Below are 24,232 nucleotides of genomic sequence, written 5' to 3' on the forward strand. Positions count from 1 at the left end.
GTCGCCGTCCCGCACGGGAATTGCGGCACCGAAATCGGTGGATATGTGATCACCTGTCGGCGGAACGATCAGGTCGGGAATTTCCGCCATGACCAGCGGCGAGTCGTCGAGTAGTCCAAACGGGGGTAGATCCTTAGGTCGCGCCGCCGAACGGGGTAGGCTTCGCCCCCGGTGTGCGCGGAATGGAATAGATCGGTGATGGCTGTTCTTGGCCGTATGACAGTGTGGGTAATGCGGGCCCTTCGTCCAATCGGACAGGTGACATGACTTTGTCGCTCTCCGGCGATCTTTCCGCGTCGGCAGGCGTACCGGAGCCACGCGGTACCGATGTCCGGTGGCGGGCGAAGCTCGCCCGCAAGTGGGCCCGGCGGCTCGGCACGGGCGAACCCTCCGGGCTCGGCGCGGAGGAACTGGAGCCGCGGCTGGCCGAACTGGTCGACCGGCTGTGCGCGATCGTGACCGGTGACCCCTTCGCCGCCGACCAGGCGGTCGGGCTCGGTGCCGGCCTTGCCGAGCTGGACCGCGCCGGTGAAACCACCCTGCGCTGCACCCTGGACGTGCTCGGCAAGAACCTGTTGCGCGGGCTCGGGCCGCGCCGGGAGGGTGACCTGGCCGAGCGGGTGCTCGCCGTGCTCGCGGCACTGGCCGCCGGCTACAGCGGTGCCCTGCGTTCCTCCACGACCGAGTTGCAGGAGAGCAACCTGGTGGAGAGCCTGCGCCAGGCCCGAGGCCACCTGGAGTCGACCAAGGCACAGTTCGACGAGCTGTTCATCCGCTCGGCGAGCGGGGTGGCGATCACCGATCTGGACGGCAGGCTGCTGCGCACGAACGAGGCCTTCCAGCGGATACTGGACCGTTCCGCCGCCGAGCTCACCGAGCTCACCCTGTTCGAGGTGGTTCAGCGGCCGGAAGCCGAGGCGTTGCGGGAGTGCTGGCAGGACCTGCTGGGCGGGATGCCGCAGCCGTTGCGGCAGTGGCGCACGCTGATGCGCAGCGACGGCGAGGCGGTGCTGGCGAACCTGTCGATCTCGCTGCTGCGGGACGGCGAGGGCAGGCCGGACCGGTACGTCACGATCGTCGAGGACGACACCGACCTGGCGTTGCTGCAGAACCGGATGAGTCACCAGTCCCTGCACGATATGACCACCGCGTTGCCGAACCGGCAGTTCTTCACCTCGTACCTGGAGAAGGCGCTCGGCAGGGCCGACCCGACGACCGGGGTGACCGTCTACCACCTGGATCTGGACGCCTTCTCGCTGGTCGCCGACGGGCTCGGCAGGCAGGTGGGGGACCAGTTGCTGCGCTGGGTAGCAGATCGGTTGCGCCAGGTGTTCGCCGACGAGGAGTCGATGGTCGCCAGGTTCAGCGGTGACGAGTTCGCGGTGGCCGTGGAGAACGCGCCCGGTGGCCCGGACGTGGTGAGCACGGTGGCCAGGATCAACGAGGCGCTCGCGGAGCCGGTGTATCTGGACGGCCGCGGGGTGGCCGCCTCCGCATCCATCGGGGTGGTGCACCACCCGCCACGGGACATCGCGCCGGAGGAGTTGCTGCGCGCCGCCGATACGACCCTGCGCAGGGCACGCCGCAACGGGTGCAGGCAGTGGGAGTTGTTCGACGCGGGCCAGGATCTTGCCGACCGCGAGCGGTTCAGCCTGGCCGCTTCGATGCCGGGGGCATGGGAGACCGGGCAGATCAGACCGGTGTACGTCCCGATCGTCGATCTCGCGCAGGGCACGGTGGTCGGAATCGAGGCGATGCTGCGCTGGGACCACCCCGAGTTCGGCGCGCTGCCGCACGAGAAGTGCGTCGAGTTGGCCGAGCGGACCGGGCTGACGCTGCCGCTCGGCACCTGGCTGATGAAGCTGGCGTGCGAGCGGATCGGCGAGTCCGGCGACCTGCCGTTCAGCGTGAACCTCACACCCAACCAGGCGGTCGACCCGGACCTGGTCAGCAACGTGTTGCGGGCACTGGAGGACAGCGGGATGCATCCGCACCGGTTGCGCCTGGTCTTCCCGCTGCGCGAGTTGGTGACCGAGCGCGGCGAGGCGGCGGACAACCTGCGGGTGCTCGCCGACGTCGGCGTCTGCATCGTGGTGCGCGACTTCGACGGCGGCCTCGCCGACCTGACCTGCCTGGAGGACCTCCCGGTGTGTGCCGTGCGGCTGGCCAGGCGGCTGGTCGACCGGCTGGCCCCGAGCACCGGCCGGTTCCAGGTCGCCGAGGTGCTCGGCGACCTGGTGCGGCTGATGCACTCGGCGGGCGTGCTCGTGGTGATCGACGGGGTGGAGACGGCCGAGCAGGCCGCCTGGTGGCGGGACATCGGCGCCGACCGGGCCCTCGGCGGCCGGTACGCCCCCGCGGGCCCGGTCGACGACCCCACCGCCCTGTTGCCGTGATCCGGCGTGTTTGCCGTTCATGTACGCGTGTTGGCCGTCCACGCGCGTGAGTTTGCTGCCCACGCGCGTGAGTTTGCCGTTCTCGTACGCCGGCACGCGTGTTTCAGCCTGATCTCAGCGCCCGATCGTCGCGCCCGCCCAGTCCACGACCTCGGCATGGAAGTGGTCGGCGTTGGGCGCGTAGTTGAAGGCATGCCCGTAATCGCCCGGCAGCACATAGGTCCGCAACCGCGCGGCGGGGGAGAAATACGGCGCCTCGGCCCGGTACACCGTCTCCGCGGAGGTGCAGTCGATGGCCAGCGGGGAGCAGAGCAACGGGTCATGCCCGCCGAGCGCGAGCAGCACCGGAACATCCACCAGCAACGAGTACGGGGTCACGTAGGCCACCCCGATCCCGTCGGCCGCCTCGGTCACCGAGAAGACGTCCTTGGTCGCCTCGTCCAGCGCGACCGCGTCCGGGTCCGCCCGCCCCGGCCGGTGGAAGGACTCCTCCCTGGTGTTCGGTTGGGTGGTCAGGTACAGCGGATCCACGATGTCACCGCCGAACTTCGGATCGAGCATGGCCGGATAGAACGTGGCGAAGGCCGTGGCGACGTTCACCGGGTCGATGCGGTGCGCCAGCCCGGTGAGCAACACCCCGTCCACGTCGCGGAAGGTAGCGGCCTCGATCAGGCTGATCGCCGCGCCGAGCGAGTGGCCGCCGATGATCACCTTGTCGAAGCGCGGCCCGAAGGCTCCGGCTCGCAGCCGCTGTACCACCCGGTGCATCAGCTCGGCCTGCTGGATCGCGGTCAGCGTGACGCCGAGCGGGACGGTGCTGCGCCCGGTGCCGAGCCGGTCGACCGTCAAGGTAGCGTAGCCGGCCTCGTTCATCGCGCCGCGGAAGGAGCGCACCCCGGGAACGGCAGGCGGATCCCAGTAGGTGCTGTTGAACGTGCCGCCCGGAATGAGCAACTGCACCGTGTTCGTCGGTTCCGCGGGTACGCACAGCCTGCCGTGCATGGTCGCGGGCAGCAGCAACGCCACGGTCAGCTCGATGTCCAGTTCCGTACAGGCGGCTTCGCTCGCGGTGGCCGGAGGTTGCGCGGGAGTCAGCGCGGTGCCGACCCCGAGCGTGACCAGGCCGACGGCCAGGGCACGCCGCCACCACGCGGGTTTCCGGTCGGTGTACTGATTGCCGGGGCGTCGCAATGAACTGTTCCTTTCCTCACGCTCTCTTGATGATCCTTTGTGGACAGAATCCGATGGTGCGGTCGTCGACGGGCCGTCGAGGTGGGCCATGCCGGGTGCGGGACGGTCGGGGCGGGCCGGAGCCCGCTACCGTCCCGGTCGGAACTTTCGAACAACATTCCTTTTTCGAGATTTGGTGGCCGAACGCGGGAACGCCGACCGGCGCGGCCGCACGTTCGCCGTGGCGCGCGCTCGCGGCAACGCCGGGTTCTCACGGGGTACACACCTCGTCTGTGCAGGATCGAGCCGGTGGGTTCTACGGTGGGTGCGGGGCACACGTAACAACACACCTATGCGGGGCCGAAAAACATCGCACAATCGGGTGACGGTAGCTGATCTTTGCGGTCGGTAGGCTTTCCGAACTATCCAGATATGGTGAGGTGTCGAAGTGACCGAGAATCTGGCGTGGACTCCTGCCGAGATCGATATAGCCGTGCCCAACGTCGCCAGGGTGTACGACTTCCTGCTGGGAGGTGCGCACAATTTCGAGTCGGACCGGACGCTGGCCGACAAGATCGAACAGAGTATGCCCGGCGTGCGTGACGTGGTCCGACTGAACCGTTCCTTCCTGCGCAGAGCCGTGCTTTTCATGGTCGAGTCCGGCATTCGCCAGTTTCTCGACATCGGCTCGGGTATCCCGACGGTCGGCAACGTGCACGAGGTCGCCCAGCAGGCGGATCCGGAGTGCCGGGTGGTCTATGTGGACAAGGAACCGGTCGCCGTGCGGCACAGCGGTGCGCTACTGGCCGGCAACGACCGGGCCATGGCGGTCGAGGCCGACGTGTGCTCGCCAGGGGAGGTGCTCGGCGACCCGGCCGTGCTGTCGATGCTGGATTTCGACCAGCCGGTTGGCCTGCTCAACCTGTTGCTGTGGCACTTCATTCCGGACGAGGCCGATCCACCGGGCCTGCTCGCCGGTTACCGGAACGCGCTCGCGCCGGGCAGCTACCTCGCCATCACGCACACCACCTACGACAGTGAACCGGATGAGTTGCGCGGGGCGGTCGACGAGGTACGGCGGCGCAGCAAGCAGCAGGCGTTCCCGCGCACCTACGACGAGATCACCGCGCTGTTCGACGGCTACGAGCTGGTCGAGCCAGGGGTGGTCGGTTGCGCGGCCTGGCGACCAGGCGGTCCGGGGGACTTCTCCGAGCACCCGAGCTCGAACGCCCGCCTGTACGCGGGCGTCGGCCGCAAACCGCAACCATGACGGATCTCGCGGGTGGAACGGGCCCGGAACTCGCCAGGGCAGGACGGATTCGTGACTACCTGCTCGGGGACGGCCACAACCTGGCCGTGGACCGCAGGCTCGCCGCGGCGCTGGAGACCGCCGTGCCGGACATCCGGCAGGTGATCCGGCTGAACCGGGGCTTCCTGCACCGTGCGATGCGTTCCCTGCTCGCGGCCGACATCGGGCAGTTCCTCGATCTCGGGTCGAGCGTGCTGGCCGCGGGCAATGTCCGCGAGGTCGTGCGGCGGTCGGGTCACGGCTGCCGGATCGTCCACGTGGACGCCGATCCGATCACCGTGCGGCAGGGCAGGTCGCTGCTGAACGGTGCGAAGGACGCGGTGGTGGTGCAGGCCGACCCCGCGGACGCGGGCCGGGTGTTCGATCATCCGGACACCGCCCGCATGCTGGACCCGGGACGGCCGATCGGCGTGATCATGGTCGACCTGTTGCATTTCGTTCCGGACGCGATGGGGCCGGCTGCCGTCGTGGCCGAGTACCGGCGGCGGATCGCGCCCGGCAGCCGGGTGGTGCTGTCCCACTTCACCGGCGACCACTGGCCCACGCACCTCACCCGTAGCACGGTCGAGGTGATGTCCCGCAGCGGGGATCCGATCCGGCCCCGTTCCTACGAGGAGGTGGTGGCGATGCTCGCCGGATTCGAACTGGTCGAACCCGGCGTGGTCGGCGTCGGGGAGTGGCACCCGGAGCGTCGACTGGATCCGGTCGAGGAGCGGGCGGCCGCGGGCCTGTATGCCGCCGTGGCGCGGGTACCATGATTTCGTCGACTACCTCACGCGAATCGCGGATGACCGTCCGTTTCGCCAATGGTCCGAACGAGGGTAGCGACTTCGGGAAGATCGCGGCGGCCGGTAGGCTGCCATTCTCGGGTGCATCGGAACCGAGGGCACCGTGAAAATGATTTTGGCCGGCCGTCAACACGACTGGATTCGATTCGGGAAGGTGACCTGACCATGTCGCTCCCCGATGACGATCCGCGCCCGCTCGCCAGGCACTCGACCGCACGAGAGGAAGCCCGTTGGCGGTTGAAACTCGCCAGGAAATGGGCCTATCGGCTGAGCATGACGGTGTACCTCCCGATATCGCACGAGCACCTCGAGGAGGAGCTGCTGCGGCTGGTCGACACCTTGTCCGAGGCCGCCTCGAGTGAGCCGTTCGGTACCGAGGCCGCCGCGGAAGCCGGCGCGCGGCTGGTGGACCTGCACGCTACCGGTCGATCGAGCCTGCAGTGCACGATGGAGATCCTCGGCAAGGGTCTGCTCGCCCGGCGGCCGCCGCGGCAGCCGGAACGGATCGAGCGGGTGCTCGCGCTGCTGTCCGCGCTGGCCTCCGGTTACAGCGAACGGCTGCGGATGTCGGTGTTCGACCAGCAGGAGAGCGTGAACGGCGCGCTGATCGACACCCTGCAGGAGGCGGGCCGGAACCTGCGGGCGAGCGAGGCGCAGTTCGACGAGCTGTTCGCCCGATCCGCGAGCGGCGTCGCGATCACCGATCTGGACGGCAACCTGGCCAGGACGAATGGCTCCTTCCAGAAGATCCTGGACCGCGGCGCCGAGGACCTCTCCGGGCTGACCGTGTTCGACCTGGTCGCGCCGGATGAGGCGGAATCGCTCCGGGACGTCTGGCGCGACCTGTTGCGGAGCAGGCCGCGGCAGGCGTCGCACACCCAGCAATGGCGCCGGTTCACCCGCGGCGACGGCGAGACGGTGCTGGCGAAGCTGTCGGTCGCGCTGCTGCGCGACGGGGCCGACCAGCCGGATCGGTACGTGGCGGTCATCGAGGACGACACCGAGCTCACCCTGTTGCAACGCAGGCTCAGCCACCAGTCCCTGCACGACATGTTGACCGGATTGCCGAACCGCCAGTTCTTCACCAGCCGCCTGGAACAGATGCTCCGGCAGGCCGATCCGGCGGCCGGGGTGACGCTGTACCACCTGGACCTCGACGGGTTCTCGCTGATCGCCGACGGACTCGGCAGGGCGGCGGGTGACCACCTGCTGTGCGTCGTCGCCGAGCGGCTGGAGCAGGTCGTACGGGCGGAGCGGGCGATGGTGGCCAGGTTCGGCGGCGACGAGTTCGCGATCGTGATCGAGAACGGCCCGGAGACCCGGGACATGCTGGGCACCGTGCACGCGATCAACGAGGTGCTGGCCGAACCGGTGTACCTCGCGGAGTACGGCGTCGCCATCCCGGCGAGTATCGGCGTGGTGGATCGCCCGCCGCCGGACATCGCGCCGGACGAGTTGCTCCGCGCCGCCGACCTCACCCTGCGCAGGGCGCGACGCAAGGGTCGAGGGCAGTGGGAGCTGTTCGACGCGAGCGAGGACGCGCGGGACCGCACCCGGTTCGGCCTGGCGGCGCAGATGCCAGGGGCCTGGGAGAACGGCGAGATCAGCGTCGCCTACCGGCCGGTGTTCGGCACGGCGGAGGGCAGGACCGTCGGCGTCGAGGCGGTGCTGCGCTGGGCACACGACGGGATCGGCGTGCTCGACCACGACCGGTGCGTCGCGCTGGCCGATGAGACCGGGCTGACCGTGCCGCTCGGTGCCTGGCTGCTGCGCTCGGCCTGCGCCCGGATCGCCGGGTACGGGCAGCTCCCGTTGAGCGTCGTGCTGACCCCGAATCAGGCCGGTGACCCGGACCTGGTCGGCACGGTGTTGCGGGCGCTGGAGCAGGCGGACATGCTCGCGCACCGGCTCCGGTTGGTGTTCCCACTGCCGGAGCTGGTCGCCGGGCACGGCGAGGTGCTGGACAACGTGCGGGTGCTCACCGATCTCGGGGTGTGCGTCGTGCTCGGCGACTTCGCCGGCGGGCTCGCCGATCTTGCCGGGCTCGAGGACGTGCCGGTCTGCGCGGTCCGGTTCTCCCAGCGCCTGGTGCGCCAGCTGAGCCGCCCCGCGGGTCGCTTCGCCATCCGCGAGGAACTCGCCGGGCTGGTGCGGTTGATGCACGCGGCCGATGTGCGCGTGGTGGTGGACGGGATCGAGACCGACGAGCAGGCGCGGTGGTGGCGGGAGATCGGTGCGGATCGGGCCCTCGGCGGCTACTTCGCGCCGGGCGAGCCGGCGACGGACCTCGACTCCCTCCTGCGATAGCGCGGTCGTGCTGCCACTATGGCGGCATGAACCCGTTGACCACGGTCACCGAACTGCGGGACGCGCTGGACACGCCGCACCCGCCGACGCTCATCGACGTCCGCTGGAATCTGGCCGGGCCGCCGGGTATCGACGGCTACCGTGCGGGCCACCTGCCTGGGGCGGTGTTCGCCGACCTGGACACCGACCTCGCGGCGCCACCCGGTGCCGGCGGCAGGCACCCGTTGCCGGACATGGCCGATTTCGAGGCCGCCATGCGCGGGCTCGGGGTGTGCGAAGGCCATCCGGTGGTCTGCTACGACCAGCGCGACTCCATTGTCGCCGCGCGGTTGTGGTGGATGCTGCGGTACTGCGGGCACGTGGATGTGCGGGTGCTCGACGGCGGCTACGAGGCGTGGATGCGGGCCGGGCTGCCGGTGCGGACCGGAGACGAGGAGGCGGCGCGGCCGGGTGACTTCCGGGCCGAACCCGGCGCGCTGCCGGTGGTCACCGCGGAGGAGGCTGCGGCCATCGCGCGTGGCGGGTTCCTGCTGGACGCCAGGGCGGGGGAGCGCTATCGCGGCGAGTTGGAGCCGATCGACCCGGTGGCGGGCCACATTCCCGGCGCGGTGTCGGCACCCAGTATCGACAACGTTGACACCGAAGGATACTTCCGATCGGCCGAGCGGCTACGCGAGCGTTTCGCCGCGCTCGGCATCGATCAAGAAGCCGAGGTCGCGACCTACTGCGGATCCGGTGTCACCGCAGCGCACGAGGTGCTCGCGTTGCATATGGCCGGTTTCCGGGCCGGGCTGTACGCGGGTTCGTGGAGCGACTGGATCCAGGATCCGGCGCGGGAGATCGCCACCGGTGGCTGAGTTGCTGGTCTAGACCGGTCGGGCCGACGCGGGGTACATTCGTCTGTGGTCTAGACCACAGACATGTTCGCCTTCCACCCTGCGTTAGGGGAACAGCACATGAGATCCACCCTGCATCGAATGCTCAGAGCCTCGGTCGCCGGGCTACTCGCCATCGCGACGGCCGCTGCGCTGAACCCGCCGGCACACGCGGCGGGCGACCTCACCGCCGAGTTCTCGCTGTCCGGCAACACCGGCGAGTACACGGTCACCAACAACGGCGGCGCCGCGGTCTCCGGATGGGCGGTGACCTTCGAACTTCCCGAGGGCGTCACCGCCAGCACCGGGGCACACGGCACGGTGAGCCAGACCGGGACCACGGTGACCCTGACCCCGGCCTTCTACATCGAGACCCTGCAACCCGGCGACTCGACTTATCCCTACAGCCCGACCTTCCAGCTCAGCTCACCGGTCGAGCCCACCCTGTGCCGGGTGGACGACGCGAACTGTGACGGTTCGGCGGACACCCCGCCCACCGCGCCGGCCGACCCGCGGGTGACGGTCACGACGACCACCACCGTGGCGCTGGAGTGGGACGCGGCCCAGCCGGGGTCGCTCCCGGTCACGGAGTACGAGGTGTACCGCGGCGAGACCCTCGCCGCCACGGTCACCGGTACCTCGGCCACGATAACCGAACTGACCCCGAACACCGAGTACACCTTCACCGTGGTGGCCAAGGACCGCAAGGGCACCGCGTCGGAGCCGAGCGCTCCGCTGACGGTCAGCACCAACAACCCTTCCGACGACACGCAGGCGCCCACCGCACCGAGCAACCTGCGTGCCACCGACGCGAACTCCAGCAGCATCACGCTCGCCTGGAACGCGTCCACGGACAACACCGGCGTCGCCGCCTACGATGTGTACCGCGACGGCACGCTGACCACCACGGTGGCCGGAACCTCAGCCACCGTCGACGGTCTCTCACCGTCCACAAGCTACTCGTTCACGGTCAGGGCGAGGGACGGCTACGACAACACCTCGGCGCCCAGCTCCGCGATCACGGTGTCCACAAGCGACGTCGTCGAGGGGCACGCCAAGGTAGGGTACTTCGTGCAGTGGGGTATCTACGGCAGGCAGTACTTCGTCAAGAACCTGGACACCAGCGGTGCGGCCGCGCGGCTGACGCATATCAACTACGCGTTCGGCAACATCGACCCGAACGACCTGACCTGCCTGCAGGGGGTCACCAAGGGCACCTCCCCGGACCCGCAGGATCCCAACCAGGGTGACGGCGCGGGTGACGCGGAAGCCGACTACGGGCGGCCGATGTCGGCGGCACAGTCGGTGGACGGGGTCGGCGACACCGGCTGGGAGGACCTGCGCGGCAACTTCAACGAGTTGCGGGAGCTGAAGGCGAAGTATCCCCATCTGAAGGTGATGATGTCGCTCGGCGGCTGGACGTACTCGAAGTACTTCTCCGACGCGGCCGCGACCGAGGCCGCGAGGGAGAAGTTCGTACGCTCGTGCATCGACATCTACATCAAGGGCAACCTGCCGGAGTACAACGGGGCGGGCGGCCCGGGAAGTGCCGCGGGCGTCTTCGACGGTATCGACCTCGACTGGGAGTGGCCGGGCGCCGAGGGGCATGCCGGCAACCACGTCAGCCCGGAGGACAAGCGGAACAACACCTTGCTGGTCGAGGAGTTCCGGGAGCAGTTGGACGCGCTCGGCGAGCAGACGGGTGAGCGTTACCAGCTCACGGCGTTCACGCCCGCCGACCCGGCCAAGATCGAAGCTGGCTGGGAGCTGACGGAGGTCGCGAAGGACCTGGACTTCATGAACGTCCAGGGCTACGACTTCCACGGCTCCGGCAGCGACAACTCCTGGGAACCGAACCGTACCGGGCACCAGGGCAACCTGTTCGTGGATCCGGATGATCCGTACGACTTCCACTTCAGCGTGGAGGACGCGATCGATGTCTACCTTGATGCCGGGGTCAACCCGCGCAAGCTCACCATCGGGCTGGCCTTCTACGGCCGTGGCTGGCAAGGGGTTGCCGATGGTGGGGCGAACGGTGAATGGCAGTCGGCGAACGGTGCCGCACCGGGGCAGTTCGCCGAGGAAGCCGGTACCCGCGGGTACAGCAACCTGATGTCCAGCGTGTCGAACTGTTCGGTGCACCACGACCCGGTCGCCGTGGCCAGCTACTGCTATACCGGTGACGGTGGGCAGTGGTGGACCTTCGACGACACCTGGTCGATCGAACGCAAGACCGACTGGATCAAGGAAAAGGGCCTGCTCGGCGCGATGATCTGGGAGATGTCCGGGGACACCCGGAACGGAACCCTGATACGGGCCGTCGATTCCGGCCTGAACTAACCGGTGGGTCGTGGGTGTTCCGGCGCGGGGAGCACCCACGACCCGACCGTTTACGCGCTGTCGGCCCGGGTGGCGCGACCGATGGGGTCACCGCGCGGCGGGATCTTCTCGGCCGCGGCCGGATCGATCTTCCGCAGCGAACCGTTCGCGGTGCCCCTTGCGATGGCCAGCATGGCGAAGGTGGCCCGGCGGATCTGCGCCTGCTCGTGCTCGGCGGGCATAGCGCTCAGCTCCACCAGCACGCTGCCGCTGCCGCGCAGGCCGTAGGCATTGCGGGCGATGCCCTGGTAGTTGCCGCCGGGATACTGGGAGATGTTGCCGCCCGCCGCGTTCATCGACTCCGCGGCGACCACGGTGACCTGCTTGGACAGGCTGACGGCCGCGGGGTCCGCTTCCGGGTGCGTCGGCCACTTGACCGAGCCGGTGATCTCCTTGCCCTCGTCGTCGCGGTACCGGCCCTGCATGTGATAGTCGACCACGATGTCCGGCCGGAACTCGGCGTAGTGCCGCTGGATCAGCCCGGCCTCGGTGGCCGGGTTGTCCTCGGGCGCGAGTTCGGGGTTGTGGTAGCGGTTGATGTCGTAGCCCTTGCCCTGCTCGCCGAACTCCGGGTCGGCCTCGGGCGCGTAGTTGTACCGCCAGTCCCGCTCGTGCCCGTCGGGGTTGGCCCGCACCACGATGTCCACGGTCACCCGCGAACGCAGCCAGCGCTGGTAGGGGCTGTGGCCGAGGCCGGCCTCCCGGAGGAACTCCAGCGCGGCGGGCGTGCCGAGGGGCTCGTTCCCATGCTGCTGAGTGAGGTAGAGGATGCGCAGCGGGCCGTGGCCGACGCGGGCGCTCCACACCGGCCTGCCCTCGTTCGACCTGCCGATCGGCGACACCTCGACGGCGCCGCGGCTGAACAGCCGTAGTCTCTGCAGCTCGAACGCGAGTTTCGCGGTGCTCGGCCGCGGATCGACCCGGCCGTGCCCGCCCTGCTCGGATGTGGGCGCGGCCTGCGCGGGCGCGGCCAGGAGGGCGGCGAGGACCAGGAAAGCGGATAAGGCGGACGATACGGAAACAAACCGTGTTTTCCCCATAGCGGGTCAGTTTGCCCCGGTCGCGAGGCGGCCGGCAAGACCTCACCGGGCTGGACCACCGGTGGTGAACGGGCAACGGGGCGGGTGCCGGTGAAGGCGGTCCCGCCGGTAGCCGCCCGGGGTCGGCGCTCTACAGTTTGCGCATGCCCACCCCTTGGAAACAGGCGCCCCTCAACGTCGTTCGCGGTGGTCTCATCGGGGCCGCGGAGACCGTCCCCGGGGTCAGCGGCGGCACGCTCGCGCTGGTCACCGGCGTCTACACCAACCTGATCGACGCCGCGGGCGAGCTGCTGAGCGCGTTGCGCCTGCTGGTCGGCGACCTGGTCAAGGGTAAGGGCATCGCACGTGGCCGCACGGCGCTGCGCGGGATCGACTGGGCGCTGGTGCTTCCGGTACTGGCCGGGATGGCGGTCGCGCTGGTGCTGGCGGCCAAGCTGCTCGCGCCGGTTCTGGAGGACCACCCGGAGCACGCGCTCGGCGCCTTCGGCGGCATGATCCTCGCCTCGGTGATCGTGCCGCTGCGCGCGATGGGGGCGGCCCCGCGCGGGCTGGACTACCTGCTCATACTGCTGGCCGCGGTGGCCTGCGCCGTGCTCACCGGGCTGCCCGGAGGGGAGATCGCCGACCCGCCGCTGTGGCTGGTCGGCATCGTGGCGGCCTTCGCGATCAACGCGCTGGTGCTGCCCGGGGTTTCCGGCTCCTTCCTGATGCTGACGGTCGGCATCTACGCTCCCACGATCGCCGCGGTGAATGACCGCAACCTGGCCTACCTCGGGGTGTTCGCGCTCGGCGCGTTGATCGGTCTCGGCCTGTTCGTCAAGGGGTTGCAGTGGCTGCTGCACCACCGCAAGCAGGCCACGCTGGCGGTGATGACCGGCCTGATGATCGGGTCGCTGCGGGCGCTGTGGCCGTGGCAGGACGACGACCGAACGCTGCTGGCGCCCTACGGCGACGTCGGCGGGGTGATCGCCCTCGCGGTCACCGGTGCGGTGCTGGTGATCGCGCTGGTGGTGACCGAGGCTCGGATCCACCCCCGGAAGGGCGCCGACCGGCGCGACGACGCCACCGCGAGCGTGTAGCCGCGCTCAGCCGTGCCGCTGGTCCAGGAAACCGGTAACCAGCGAGTAGAAGTCGTACGGGCGTTCCTCCTGCGGATGGTGTCCGGCCCGGTCCATGACGTACAGCTGCCCGCGTTCGATCATCCGTGCCAGCATCAGCGGGTAGTCCGGGGTGAGGAAGGCGTCGTACATACCCCAGGCGAACAGTACCGGCGCGGTGATCCGCCCGAGTTGCTCCGTCAGGTCCTGCCACTCGCCCCTCGGCTGGTCGGAGGCGCCGGCCAGGGCCCGCTCCCCTGGGTCCAGGCTCTGCTCGTAGCGCAGTCGCACGGTGAATTCCGGGATGGCGTCCGGGTCGTACCACTCCAGCCTGGCCATCAGCTCGCGCATCTTGGCCAGGCTCGGGCCCTCGCCGCCGTAGTAGGCGTCCCTGGCGTTGCGGCCGCGCCTGCCCCGTTCCGGCAGGGGAGCCAGCGGGCCGTGGTGCACTGGCATGCTGCCGGTGACCACCAGCGCCCGCGCCCGGTCCGGATAGCGGGCGGCCAGGTTCAGCGCGATGGTCCCGCCCCAGGAGTTGCAGACGAAGTCGGCCCGGTCGATGCCGAGTGCGTCCAGCAGGGCGACCGTCCTGGCGGCGTGGAAGTCCCACATCGGGCCGGAGATGACGCACTTGTCCGACTTGCCGTACTGCAGGATGTCCACCAGCAGGCAGCGGCGGTCCGCGGCGAACAGCGGCGCCACCGGGCCGAAGTCGGACCAGGCGGTGCAGCCGGGCCCGCCGCCGTGCAGGAAGACCGTCGGGCTGCCGGTGCCGAGGTCGAGGTAGTGGTAGCGGACACCGTCCGCGTCGGCGAAGTGTCCCGGTGGTTCTGGATTCACCCTCGGCATCCTGACCGGGCGTGCGCCGTGCGGTGAAGCGAGCTGTTTCGTTCAGCGGTCCACCGCGCTGTCCCCGGTGCGGTGTTGACCTAGTCTCGGCTGTCATGCGAACCGAGTTGGAACTGGCCGAGCGCAGGGCACTGGCCCTGCTGGACCGGCAGGAACACCGGGAGCTCGGCCCGGTGCGCGCGGTGGACGCGGTGGCCTTCGCGCGCGCCGCGGGGGAGACCGACCTCCGGCTGCTCGACCCGGCGCGGCCGGACTTCCTGGTGCATCCGATGTTCCTGCCGAGCCTGCTGCGCGGGCCCGCCGGTGCCGAGGCGGCGGAGTACCGGCCGGATGGGATGTACCGGGACGAGGTGCCCGGAACCGACGGGTTGGACGTCCGGTTGATGGCGGGTGGGCAGGAGGTACGGTTCACCGCGCCGGTGCCTGCGGACGAGCCGGTGCGGCTCACCCGCAGGCTGGTCTCGGTGCAGCGCAAGGGAAGCACGGTGTTTCTGCTACTCACCGTCGAGAAGACCTACACGGCGGGCACGCGGGTGCTGGCCGAGGTGACCGAGAGGTTCATCGTCCGATGACCGAGCGCCCCGTGCATCCCACCGAACTGGACGCCGACGCCGTGCGCGTGCTGCGCTTCGGCGCCGTCACGCGCAACGCGCACCGGATTCACTACGACGCGGGCCTGGCCGGTGCCGAGGGCCTGGACGCGCCGGTCGTGATGGCCCAGCTACACGGTTGCGGCTTCTTCCGCGCCGCGGCGGAGTGGGTTGGGGACCCCGCGGCCGTGCTTTCGGTGAGCTGGCGCAACCGCGCGCCCGCGCCGGCCGGCTCCCGGCTGGTGGTCACCGGGACGGTACGCGAGGTGCGGGACGACCGGGCCGTGCTCGACCTCGAGCAGCACTGCGATGGCGACACCGTCTGCTGCCACGGCAGCGCCGTCGTCCGCCTCCCCTCCCCAGAAGTGCCCTGAACGTGGCTTTCGCGACGTCAGACGTCTCAATAGTGCCGTTCGCGACGGTGAGCGTCCTGATCGCCACGTTCAGGGCATTCCCCCGGGTGGGGTCTGCTGAGCGGACCACGGAGGTGGATCATGCGCGGCCGGCGGGTCGATGATCCGGGATCACCGATCTCGTAAGCGCAGGGAAGGTGTCCTCGATGGCTGGTCCCGATTCGCTGCGGTGGCGCCCGCGCGCGGCGGGCAGGCAGGATTGGGCCTCCTGGCCGCACTACGACGCTGCGGGCAACGGTTTTCCCGGTTACTGGTACCCGGTCACCTGGGGCAGCCACATCGACGGCACCCCGCGGGCCTTCACCATCTGCGGCGAGCGGCTGGTGTTGCTGCGCGACGGCGGAAAGGTGTACGCGCTGCACGACCGCTGCCCGCACCGCGGCGTACCACTGTCCGAAGGGGACCAGCAGTTCCCCGGCACGATCAGCTGCCCGTACCACGGGTGGACCTACCGGCTCAGTGACGGGAAATTGTGCGCCGTGATCACCGACGGGCCGGACTCCCCGATCTGCGGGAAGGTGACCGTGCGAACCTACCCGGTCGCCGAGCGCCTCGGGCTGGTGTGGGTCTACGTGCCGATCGCGGATGAGCGGCCGCATCCGATCGACGAGCAACTGCCCGAGGAACTGGTCGGCAACCGGTTCGTGGTGGGCGGGCGCATCGAGCCGAGGCGCGGCAACTGGCGGTTCGCCTGTGAGAACGGTTTCGACGAGGGCCACGCGAAGTACCTGCACCGTACCTCGCTGTGGCGGTTGTTCAAGCCGATGCCGACCTGGAACGTCACCAGTGTCATCGGTGACGGCAGGTGGATCTACCGGGTACAGGACGAGGTGCACTGGGAAGCCGACTTCCCCGGCGTCGGCAGGTGGAGCAACCAGCGGTGGTGGAAGCGGCGGCCGCCGAAGGAGACCTTCAACATCGGCAACACCGGCAAGCCGAAGAAGATCGACCCGACCATCGCGGCGCAGGAGTTCGCCGGGTTCGCCTCGCTGTCCATGCCGGGGGTGCTGCGGATCGTGTACCCCAAGTTCATCCACTACGAGTTCTACGTGCCGGTGGACCAGGGTGAGCATCGCTATGTCGGGCTGATGGTGAACTTCACCGCCGGGTGGAAGGCGCTCGGGTTCTACCTGAAGTACCTCGGTGGTGTTCGCTGGTTGTTCCACGGTCAGTTCTCCGGGCAGGACGCCTGGATGGTGGAGGTGACCGACGCCCCGCCGGAACGGCTCTACCGGCCGGATGTCTCGCTCACCGCCTGGCGCAACCTCGCGGAGAGGGAGTTCACCGCGAAGCTGGAGGTGCACGGGTGCGCAAGCTCCTGACCATCGTTGCCGGCGCGGCGCTGGCGCTCGGGTGTGGCCTGCTGGGGAGGCGCCTCGCCCAGCGCAGCTCGACGCAGGTGCACCGGGTCGAACCATGAGCGCGCCGGACGGCCTCGCCGGTCTGGACGCGCGGCGTCGCGAGTGGACACAGCGAGCGTGGCGGGAGGTCGACGCGGACCGGTTACGGGAACTGATCAGCGGCCTGGTCGACATCCCCAGCCCCACCGGCGATGAGGCGGCGCTGGCCGAGTACGCCGCGGACGTCCTCGGGGCGTGCGGGATCGAATCCCGGGTGCAGCCGCTGGACGAGCGGCAGGCCAACGCGGTGGGCAGGTTGGGCGGCACCGGAAGTGGTCCGGACCTGTTGCTCTACGCCCCGGTGGACACGGTGACCACCGGGGCGGAAAGCAAGGACCTGCCGTGGGCCGGTTCCGAGTTGCGGCAGGACATGCGGCCACGTGCGGTGTCGCGTGGAGACCACGTGTTCGGGCTGGGTGCCTCTAACCCGAAGGGACACGCGGCCTGCGTGCTGGCCGCCGCCGAGGCGATTCGCCGGGCCGACCTCGAGCTCAGCGGCGACCTGCTGGTCGCCCTCGGCGCGGGCGGGATGCCGACCACCGGGCTGGAAGGCAATCCCCGGCGCAATATCGGGCACGGTGCAGGTTGCTCATTCCTGCTGGAACAGGGCGGGTGGCCGGACTTCGCGGTGATCGCCAAACCGGGTTGGACGGTGTCCTGGGAGGAGGTCGGGCTGGCCTGGTTCGAGGTCGAGGTGCACGGGACGCATACCTACGTCGGTTCGCGGCACCGGCTGCCGTACAGCAATGCGGTGGAGTTGGCCGGCCGGCTGGCGCGCGGGCTGGAGCAATGGTTTCCCGAGTACACCGCGCGGCACAGCGAGGGGCTGGTGGCCCCGCAGGGGGTCGTTGCCGCGGTCGAGGGCGGAACGCCGCGCACGGCGGCTTTCACCCCCGCCTCCTGCCGGCTGCTGGTCGACCTCCGGCTGAGCCCGCGCACCACGCCCGCGGAAGCGCGTCGAGAGTTGGCCGGCCAGGTGCGGCGGTTCGCGGCCGAACTGGGCGCGAAGGTGCGGGTGCGCCAGGTCCTCGCGATTCCCGGGGTGAGCACCGACCCGCACAGCTGGATCTGCCGCACCGCGATCGAGGCGTGGCAGGCGTTCGAGGCCGCCGAGCATGTTCCGGTCACCGACAACAGCGGGGCCACCGACGCGAACATCCTGCGCGGTAGGGGAGTACCCACGGTTCGTATCGGAATGCCCAAAGTGGACGACATGTCGTTCCCGATGGACTTCCAGCTCGGGATGAACACCGTGGACGTGCGGCAGGCGGAGAAACTGACCAGGCACCTCGTCCGGGTCGCCGTCGACACGGTGTGCAGGTCACGCGCGGAAGTAGGGTTGGGCTAGATGGCCGAGATCGTGCTGGGTATCGGTGCTTCGCACAGCACCCTGATGAACACGCACTGGGAGCAGACCAGCCGGAAGTTCGAGGCACGCCGGTTCCGGTACGCGCTGCACCAGGCGCGTGCGGCGATCGTGGAATCCGGGGCGGACTCGGTGTTGCTGGTCGGCTCCAATCACTTCCGCGGATTCTGGCTGGACCTCATTCCCTCGTTCACCATCGGGGTCGGCGAGTGCGTGGCGAGTGGGGAGTCCGGAACACCGGGTGGGCCGCAGCCGGTGGACGTGCCGCTTGCGCGGCATATCGTGGACACGCTGGTCGACTCGGGGCGGTTCGACATCGCCTACTCCGCGCGGCTGCAGATCGATCACGGCCAGTCGCACGCCATCCAGTACCTGCTGGACGGGCTGGACCTGCCGATCGTTCCGCTGGTGGTGAACGTGTTCGCCTCTCCATTGCCCACAATGGACAGATGCGCGCAGCTCGGTGAGGCGATCCGAGCGGCGGTGCGGGATTTCGAAGGCCGCAGGGTGGCCGTCGTCGCCTCCGGCGGGTTGTCGCACCGGCTGCCGTGGCCGGACTGGCGGGAGCCGCACGGCGAGGACGAGGAGTTCATGGTGCGGGCCTGGCTGGACGGCAGGCACAACTGGGCGGACTACGACTCCCGCCGCAGGGAGATCATCCGGGCGGCGGAACCGGCGATCAACACCGAGTTCGACGAGTACTGCCTGCGCCTGCTGGAGGCGGGCGAGGCCCGCACGCTGGCCGGGTACTCCACCGAGCGGCTCGAGCGGGAGGCGGGCAACGGGGGCCAGGAGTTACGCACCTGGCTGGTGATGGCGGCGGCGCTCGGTTACGCGCCGGCGTTGCGGCTGGCCTACGAACCGATGCCGGAATGGTTGACCGGCATGGGCGCAGCACTGATCGATCCGTGGAGGGCACAGGTATGAGCATCTGGACCGAGTTGACCGGCGTCGACTTCTCGCTCGGCATGGTGGACGCCGCTGGGGTGCCGACCCGTTCGTTGCGGGCGGGGCACGGCGAGCCGGTGGTGTTCCTGCACGGCACCAGCGGTCACCTCGAGGCCTTCGCGCGCAATATTCCCGCGCACGCTCCGCATTACGAATGCCACGCGATCGACCTGCTCGGGCATGGTTACACCGGGAAGCCGGACTACCCCTACGAGATCCCGCGCTATGTCGAGCACCTGGTCAACTACCTCGACGCCGCGGGGCTGCGGCGGGTGCACCTGGTCGGGGAGTCGCTCGGCGGCTGGGTGGCCGCGCGGGTGGCGGGGGAGCACCCGCAGCGGGTCCGCTCGCTGCAACTGCTGGCCGCGGGCGGCATGGTGGCCAACCCGGAGGTGATGCAGCGGCTCAAGACCTCCACCACGCATGCCGTGCACACCGACGACATCGAGCTCACCCGCCGGCGGCTGGAGCTGCTGATGTACGACGCGGAGCGCGACGTCAGCGACGAGCTGGTCGAGGTGCGGCACCGGATCTACCATCAGCCGGAGTTCGTGCGGAACCTGCCGAACCTGCTCTGCCTGCAGGAGATGGAGGTCCGGCAGCGCAACCTGTTGCGCCCCGAGCAACTGGAACTGATCAAGGCGCCGACCCTGGTGATCTGGGGGCACCAGAACCCGTTCGGCGACGTCCCGGAGGCCCAGCGGCTGGCCGAGGCCATCCCGAACTCGGAGTTGCACCTGTTCGGCGAGTGTGGTCACTGGCCGCAACACGAGCAACACGAGCGGTACAACACGTTGAGCCTGGAGTTCCTCGGGGCAACGAACTAGTGGCGGTCGTACCGGCGCGGTTGGTTGAGGGGACAACCATGTCGTAGGGTGGTCGAGCCGACCGGAGGGGGTGCCCTGCTATGACTCTCGCGGATCCCCACGCACTGTCGGCCGACTCGAAATCGGTGCTCGGCAAGGCGAAGCTGATCCTGGATGCCTTCGACTCGGACAACGTCGACCTCTCGCTGACCGAGCTGGTCCGGCGCAGCGGGGTGGCCAAGGCGACGGTGCACCGGCTCGCCGGGGAGTTGCTGGAGTGGGGCCTGCTCGAGCGGGTCGGCACCCGGTACCGGCTGGGGCTGCGGCTGTTCGAGCTGGGGCAGCTCGTGCCGCGCAGGCGGATCCTGCGGGACGCCGCGTTGCCGTACATGGAGGACCTGCTGATCGCCACGCAGGAGACCGTGCATTTCGGCGTGCGGGACGGGATCGACGTGCTGTACATCGAGAAGATCGCCGGCCATCGCGGCGTGCACTCGGAGTCGCGGGTGGCCGGGCGGCTGCCGCTGTACTGCACGGCCACCGGGAAGATGATCCTGGCGTTCTCCCCGCGGGGCGTGTTCGACGAGGTCGTGCGGGAAGGGCTCACCGCGCTCACCCGCAACACCACGATGTCGGTCGACCTGCTCGGCAAGCAGCTCGCCAGGATGCGGCGGGACCGGATGGCGGTGGAGGTCGAGGAGACCAGGCTCGGCTACATGAGCGTCGCCGTGCCGGTGTTCAGCGGTGGTACTCGCCTGGCGGGCGCGCTCTCGGTGACCGCGCCCACCTCGCGGATGAACGTCAACCGGGTCACCGGCGCGTTGCGGGACGCCGGCGCCGGCATCAGCCGGACCCTGCAGTCGATGCGTTGCGCACTGTTCGCCGAGGACGGCGCGGGCTCCGGCATCACCTGCGGCACGGTCATCGACTGCCCGTTCCCCGGCTGCGGCCGCCGCTAACCGGCAAACTCGCCAACGCAGACGGCAAACTCGCCAACGGGAACGGCAAACTCGCCAACGGGAACGGCAAACTCGCCTACGTGGGCGGCCAACACGCCGGGCCCACCGTGTTGGCCGCCCATGTAACCGTGTTTGCTGCTCACGCGCGTGAGTTTGCCGATCCCGTACGGTTGTTGAACAATCACCCGCAGGGGAGGACGACGGCGCGGCCGTTGACCGTGCCCTCGCGGAGCTTGCGCAGCGCGGGGGCGATGTCGTCGAAGGCGAAGGGTTGGACCCGCAGGTTCAGCGTGCCCGCGGCGAGCAGGTGGGCCATCTCGGGGCCGAGCTCGCGGGCGCGCTGGTCCTTGCGGATCATGTTCACCGGCAGCAGCCGGACGTCGCGTAGCAGCCAGCTCGGCAGGTCGAGGGACAGCTTGGTGCCGAGGGTGTAGCCGACCAGTGCGGCGCGGCCACCCGGCTGGACCAGGCGTAGCAGGTCGGCGAGGCCCTCACCGCCGACGGTGTCCACCAGCAGCGTGGCCACCGGGTCCTCGCCGAGTTCGGTCACCACGTCCGCGCCGGTGCCCACCACCGGCCGGGTCTTCGGCGGCACCAGCTCGGCCTGCTCCGGGCGGGGGACCACGGAGATCACCTCGCTCGCGCCGGCCAGCACGGCGAACTGCGCCGCCATCGATCCCACCGCGCCTGCCGCCCCGGTGACGATCACCCGCTCCCCGGCCGCCAGCTCGCCGACGTCGTGCACGGCGACATAACCCGTGGTGGTCGGCAGGAAGTAGGAGGCGGCCACCGGCGGCTCCAGTTCACTGTCCACAACGGATAGCGCTCGGTCGGAGGCGACCAGGTACTCGGCCCAGCACCCGTTCTTCACCAGGCCGATACCCGCGCCACGCACCAGCACCCTGGTACCGGCCTCGAAGGTGTCCGAGGCCACCACCACGCCGGTGCCGTCCGTGCCGCCGACGTGCGGCAGCTCCGGCCGCAGCTCGAACTGCCCGCTGGTCACCGTCATGTCCAGGTGACTGAGCGCGGCGGCCTCGATGCGGACCAGGCTCTGCCCCGGGTTGCGCTTCGGTGTCGGTACCTCCTCCACCACGGGATCGGCACCGAAGGCGTGAATCCGTGCGGCCCGCATGTGGCCTCCATTTCTCCGGTCTGGTTAGTCGAGCGCCCGCGTTGCCCGCAACCGCTCGATGTCCTCCGCGGTCATGCCGAGCACGTCTCGCAGGACGGTGTCGGTATCGGCGCCGAGCAACGGCGCGGGGCTGCGCACGCCGCCCGGGGTGCCGGCCAGCCGTACGGTCAGGCCCTCGTGCAGGAACGCGCCCGCGGCCGGATGTGCCGCGTGCACGTAGAAACCCCGCGCCCGCAACTGCGGGTCGTGCTCGACGAGATCTCGCCCGTCCTGCACGACCCCCGCCGGGATCCCGTTGTCCTGCAACACCTCTGCCACCCAACTGGCCGGCAGGCTGCGGGTCCACTCACCGATCGCCTTGTCGACGAGGTCGGCATGCGTCCCGCGCCCGGCAGCCGTGGCCAGCTCCGGGTCGCCCGCGAGATCCGCCCGGCCGAGTAACTCGCACAGCGTGGTCCATTCGGCGTCCGAACGTACCGCGATAGCGCACCACCGGTCCCGGCCGAGACACTGGTACACGCCGTGTGGTGTCCACTGTGGATGACGATTGCCGCGCGGTCCCTCGTCCCCGCCGAGCGCGGTCCACTCCAGCAGGCTGGTGCCCATGTGCGCGGCGAGCGCCTCGAGCTGGGAGAGGTCGATGTGCTGACCCCGCCCTGTCTCCGCGCGGTACTCCAGTGCGGCCACCGTGGCCAGCGCGGCCTCGAGTCCGGCGACGATGTCTCCGTGCCCGTAGATGACCCCGACAACCTCGTCCGGTCCCCAGCCGGTCAACCCGGTCAGGCCCGCGCTCGCCGAGATGGTGTCCGCATAGGACACCCACCCGCTGCGCGGTCCGGTATGTCCCATTCCCGACATGCTCATGTAGATGATGTCGTCCCGGATCTCGCGCATGGCCGCGTAGTCCAGGCCCAGCCTGCGCATCACCGTGGCGCTGAAGTTCTCCACGACCACATCGCTGGCCGCGATCAGCTCGCGCAGCACGGCGAGGCCGTCCTCGGTACGCAGGTCGAGGGTGATGCTGCGCTTGTTCCGGTTGACGTTGTTGAAATAGCCGCTGGTGTCCGGGTCGTCGTGCGGACCACGGGAGAGGTGCATGAACGGGGCGAACCGGGTCGGGTCCGGCCTGCTCGCGGACTCGACCTTGATCACGTCGGCACCGTGGTCGGCGAGTATTCGGGTGCAGTATGGACCCGCGAGAACCCAACTGAGATCGAGTATCCGGACTCCGGTGAGTGCGGGTCCGGACACGCCGGGTGCCTCCCCCGGCAGGAGGCGGCTGGGCGATCGCCAATCAGCCGCCGGAGCACCGAGCTCGGGCGCGGCGAGCTCGGTGCTCCGACGACCCTCCGGGAAGGCGAACGGAAATCCGAGATCCTTTCGCGTCTTTCCGTTCTGTGCTCGCACGTCGACGAAGAAGTCACGACCGAGCAACTGTGGATTCTCCAGCAACTCGGCCGGCCGGTCCACCGCCGCCCAGGGCAGTTTTCGTGCCTGTGCCTGCTGGGCGAACTCGGCCTTCGGCCATTTGGCGGCATAGTCTTGCACCACATCGAAGATGTGCGACTGATGCCGCTGCCGAAAATCCCCTTCGTTCCAGCATGGATCGTCGAGATCGGCCTGCGCGCCTGCCTCGGCCAACCAGGCCAGCAGGTCGTCCCACATTCGGGGATTGCCACCGAGGCCACCGCCGAGATGCCCGTCGGCGGCGCGGAACAGGCCGTGCGGCACCAGCGGGTGCACCCGACCCGGCCGGGGCGCCACCCGATCCTCGTGCAGGTAGACCAGTGCGCCGGCCTCGAGGCTCGCGGCCACACTCTCCAGTGCGGACACCTCGATCCGCTGGCCCCGCCCGGTACGCCTGCGGGCGCGGAGCCCGAGCAGCGCACCGATGGCCGCGTTGACACCGGCGAGCTGCTCGGCCTGCCCCTGCGGCAGGTTCAGCGGTGGTCCCTCCGGATCACCGACCTGGGCCAGCATCCCGCCGAGCGCGGCGACGACCAGGTCGGTGCCCGCCCAGTCGCGGCGCGGGCCGTCGGTGCCGAACGGGGTGACCCGCAGGTGCACCAACGCGGGGTGCCGCGGCACCGGGAACTCGCCGACGATCTCCGTTTCCGCCGGGCTGCCGTCGAGCAACACATCCGCCCCGTCGAGCAGCTCGGCCAGTTCCACCCGCCCCCGGGTGGTGGTGAGGTCGATCGCCCGCGCCCGCTTACCCGCGTGCCAATGCGCGAACGCGAGGCCGTCGAGCTCGTACCTGGTCGGGTCGCCTTCCGGCGGCTCCACCAGTACGACCTCATGGCCGAGACCGACGAGCAGTCGCCCGGCGAACCGGGTGAACGGGCTGGACAGCTCGACGACACGAACACTGGGCTCGGTCACGTTTCCTCCACTCCGTGACGGAA

Annotated in this window: 19 protein-coding genes; 14 read left to right on the forward strand and 5 right to left on the reverse strand. The window is 69.7% G+C overall.

The window, feature by feature from the left end; translation table 11 throughout:
- Window positions 1-263: 263 nt before the first annotated feature.
- Window positions 264-2,396 carry a putative bifunctional diguanylate cyclase/phosphodiesterase gene (locus FB471_RS26725; protein WP_142001072.1) on the forward strand — a complete coding sequence of 711 codons (2,133 nt, stop codon included), beginning with the start codon at window positions 264-266 and terminating at the stop codon, window positions 2,394-2,396.
- 114 nt (window positions 2,397-2,510) lie between these two features.
- Here FB471_RS26725 and FB471_RS26730 read toward each other — a convergent pair whose 3' ends face one another.
- Window positions 2,511-3,587, reverse strand: a complete 1,077-nt coding sequence (locus tag FB471_RS26730; protein WP_246076609.1) for an alpha/beta fold hydrolase — start codon at window positions 3,585-3,587, stop codon at window positions 2,511-2,513.
- Window positions 3,588-4,014: 427 nt separating this feature from the next.
- On the opposite strand from FB471_RS26730, the gene FB471_RS26735 reads away from it, so the two are divergent.
- From FB471_RS26735 to FB471_RS26755, 5 genes are all read left to right on the forward strand, one after another.
- Window positions 4,015-4,836, forward strand: coding sequence for an SAM-dependent methyltransferase (locus FB471_RS26735; protein ID WP_142001074.1), 822 nt, complete (start codon window positions 4,015-4,017; stop codon window positions 4,834-4,836).
- Window positions 4,833-5,633, forward strand: a complete 801-nt coding sequence (locus FB471_RS26740) for an SAM-dependent methyltransferase (RefSeq protein WP_142001075.1) — start codon at window positions 4,833-4,835, stop codon at window positions 5,631-5,633. The genes FB471_RS26735 and FB471_RS26740 overlap by 4 nt, the downstream gene beginning before the upstream one ends.
- Before the next feature lie 195 nt (window positions 5,634-5,828).
- Window positions 5,829-7,970, forward strand: a complete 2,142-nt coding sequence (locus tag FB471_RS26745) for a putative bifunctional diguanylate cyclase/phosphodiesterase (RefSeq protein ID WP_142001076.1) — start codon at window positions 5,829-5,831, stop codon at window positions 7,968-7,970.
- 26 nt (window positions 7,971-7,996) lie between these two features.
- The gene (locus tag FB471_RS26750) at window positions 7,997-8,827 is read left to right on the forward strand and encodes a sulfurtransferase (RefSeq protein WP_142001077.1); all 831 of its coding nucleotides are present in this window, start codon (window positions 7,997-7,999) and stop codon (window positions 8,825-8,827) included.
- Between the two features lie 120 nt (window positions 8,828-8,947).
- Window positions 8,948-11,185, forward strand: coding sequence for a glycosyl hydrolase family 18 protein (locus FB471_RS26755; protein ID WP_142001078.1), 2,238 nt, complete (start codon window positions 8,948-8,950; stop codon window positions 11,183-11,185).
- A 50-nt stretch (window positions 11,186-11,235) separates the two neighbouring features.
- On the opposite strand, the gene FB471_RS26760 is transcribed toward FB471_RS26755, so the two are convergent.
- On the reverse strand, window positions 11,236-12,264 hold the full coding sequence (locus FB471_RS26760; protein ID WP_142001079.1) for a M14 family zinc carboxypeptidase: 1,029 nt from the start codon (window positions 12,262-12,264) through the stop codon (window positions 11,236-11,238).
- Between the two features lie 143 nt (window positions 12,265-12,407).
- Here FB471_RS26760 and FB471_RS26765 point away from each other — a divergent pair, with 143 nt between their 5' ends.
- Complete coding sequence (locus FB471_RS26765) at window positions 12,408-13,343, forward strand: DUF368 domain-containing protein (protein WP_142001080.1); 936 nt, start codon at window positions 12,408-12,410, stop codon at window positions 13,341-13,343.
- Window positions 13,344-13,349: 6 nt separating this feature from the next.
- Here the strand turns inward: FB471_RS26765 and FB471_RS26770 are convergent, their stop codons facing one another.
- Entirely contained in the window at window positions 13,350-14,201 is an 852-nt protein-coding gene (locus FB471_RS26770; protein ID WP_211358152.1) for an alpha/beta fold hydrolase, read from the reverse strand.
- 104 nt (window positions 14,202-14,305) lie between these two features.
- On the opposite strand from FB471_RS26770, the gene FB471_RS26775 reads away from it, so the two are divergent.
- The 7 genes from FB471_RS26775 to FB471_RS26805 all read left to right on the forward strand — a co-directional run bounded on the left by FB471_RS26775 (window position 14,306) and on the right by FB471_RS26805 (window position 20,692).
- The gene (locus FB471_RS26775) at window positions 14,306-14,782 is read left to right on the forward strand and encodes an FAS1-like dehydratase domain-containing protein (RefSeq protein ID WP_142001082.1); all 477 of its coding nucleotides are present in this window, start codon (window positions 14,306-14,308) and stop codon (window positions 14,780-14,782) included.
- Complete coding sequence (locus FB471_RS26780; protein WP_142001083.1) at window positions 14,779-15,174, forward strand: hotdog family protein; 396 nt, start codon at window positions 14,779-14,781, stop codon at window positions 15,172-15,174. The genes FB471_RS26775 and FB471_RS26780 overlap by 4 nt, the downstream gene beginning before the upstream one ends.
- 185 nt (window positions 15,175-15,359) lie before the next feature.
- Window positions 15,360-16,535: an aromatic ring-hydroxylating dioxygenase subunit alpha gene (locus tag FB471_RS26785; RefSeq protein WP_142001084.1), complete on the forward strand. Its 1,176-nt coding sequence runs from the start codon at window positions 15,360-15,362 to the stop codon at window positions 16,533-16,535.
- Between the two features lie 94 nt (window positions 16,536-16,629).
- The gene (locus FB471_RS26790) at window positions 16,630-17,961 is read left to right on the forward strand and encodes a M20 family metallopeptidase (protein ID WP_142001085.1); all 1,332 of its coding nucleotides are present in this window, start codon (window positions 16,630-16,632) and stop codon (window positions 17,959-17,961) included.
- A complete protein-coding gene (locus tag FB471_RS26795) occupies window positions 17,962-18,906 on the forward strand; it encodes a DODA-type extradiol aromatic ring-opening family dioxygenase (RefSeq protein WP_142001086.1) in 945 nt (314 codons plus the stop codon). It abuts the gene before it with no gap.
- Window positions 18,903-19,754, forward strand: a complete 852-nt coding sequence (locus FB471_RS26800; protein WP_142001087.1) for an alpha/beta fold hydrolase — start codon at window positions 18,903-18,905, stop codon at window positions 19,752-19,754. The genes FB471_RS26795 and FB471_RS26800 overlap by 4 nt, the downstream gene beginning before the upstream one ends.
- A gap of 80 nt (window positions 19,755-19,834) precedes the next feature.
- Window positions 19,835-20,692: an IclR family transcriptional regulator gene (locus FB471_RS26805; protein WP_142001088.1), complete on the forward strand. Its 858-nt coding sequence runs from the start codon at window positions 19,835-19,837 to the stop codon at window positions 20,690-20,692.
- A gap of 181 nt (window positions 20,693-20,873) precedes the next feature.
- On the opposite strand, the gene FB471_RS26810 is transcribed toward FB471_RS26805, so the two are convergent.
- A complete protein-coding gene (locus tag FB471_RS26810; RefSeq protein WP_142001089.1) occupies window positions 20,874-21,827 on the reverse strand; it encodes a quinone oxidoreductase family protein in 954 nt (317 codons plus the stop codon).
- A 24-nt stretch (window positions 21,828-21,851) separates the two neighbouring features.
- Window positions 21,852-24,209 carry a CaiB/BaiF CoA-transferase family protein gene (locus tag FB471_RS26815; protein WP_142001090.1) on the reverse strand — a complete coding sequence of 786 codons (2,358 nt, stop codon included), beginning with the start codon at window positions 24,207-24,209 and terminating at the stop codon, window positions 21,852-21,854.
- Window positions 24,210-24,232 lie beyond the last annotated feature (23 nt).

This window comes from Amycolatopsis cihanbeyliensis (assembly GCF_006715045.1).
Taxonomy (GTDB): domain Bacteria; phylum Actinomycetota; class Actinomycetes; order Mycobacteriales; family Pseudonocardiaceae; genus Amycolatopsis; species Amycolatopsis cihanbeyliensis.

Coding starts and splice junctions, on each gene's coding strand:
- FB471_RS26750 (WP_142001077.1), top strand. CDS start 7,997: ATGAACCCGTTGACCACGGTCACCGAACTGCGGGACGCGCTGGACACG.
- FB471_RS26775 (WP_142001082.1), top strand. CDS start 14,306: ATGCGAACCGAGTTGGAACTGGCCGAGCGCAGGGCACTGGCCCTGCTG.
- FB471_RS26810 (WP_142001089.1), bottom strand. CDS start 21,827: ATGCGGGCCGCACGGATTCACGCCTTCGGTGCCGATCCCGTGGTGGAG.
- FB471_RS26805 (WP_142001088.1), top strand. CDS start 19,835: ATGACTCTCGCGGATCCCCACGCACTGTCGGCCGACTCGAAATCGGTG.
- FB471_RS26765 (WP_142001080.1), top strand. CDS start 12,408: ATGCCCACCCCTTGGAAACAGGCGCCCCTCAACGTCGTTCGCGGTGGT.
- FB471_RS26755 (WP_142001078.1), top strand. CDS start 8,948: ATGCTCAGAGCCTCGGTCGCCGGGCTACTCGCCATCGCGACGGCCGCT.
- FB471_RS26780 (WP_142001083.1), top strand. CDS start 14,779: ATGACCGAGCGCCCCGTGCATCCCACCGAACTGGACGCCGACGCCGTG.
- FB471_RS26725 (WP_142001072.1), top strand. CDS start 264: ATGACTTTGTCGCTCTCCGGCGATCTTTCCGCGTCGGCAGGCGTACCG.
- FB471_RS26800 (WP_142001087.1), top strand. CDS start 18,903: ATGAGCATCTGGACCGAGTTGACCGGCGTCGACTTCTCGCTCGGCATG.
- FB471_RS26785 (WP_142001084.1), top strand. CDS start 15,360: ATGGCTGGTCCCGATTCGCTGCGGTGGCGCCCGCGCGCGGCGGGCAGG.
- FB471_RS26790 (WP_142001085.1), top strand. CDS start 16,630: ATGAGCGCGCCGGACGGCCTCGCCGGTCTGGACGCGCGGCGTCGCGAG.
- FB471_RS26740 (WP_142001075.1), top strand. CDS start 4,833: ATGACGGATCTCGCGGGTGGAACGGGCCCGGAACTCGCCAGGGCAGGA.
- FB471_RS26795 (WP_142001086.1), top strand. CDS start 17,962: ATGGCCGAGATCGTGCTGGGTATCGGTGCTTCGCACAGCACCCTGATG.
- FB471_RS26745 (WP_142001076.1), top strand. CDS start 5,829: ATGTCGCTCCCCGATGACGATCCGCGCCCGCTCGCCAGGCACTCGACC.
- FB471_RS26760 (WP_142001079.1), bottom strand. CDS start 12,264: ATGGGGAAAACACGGTTTGTTTCCGTATCGTCCGCCTTATCCGCTTTC.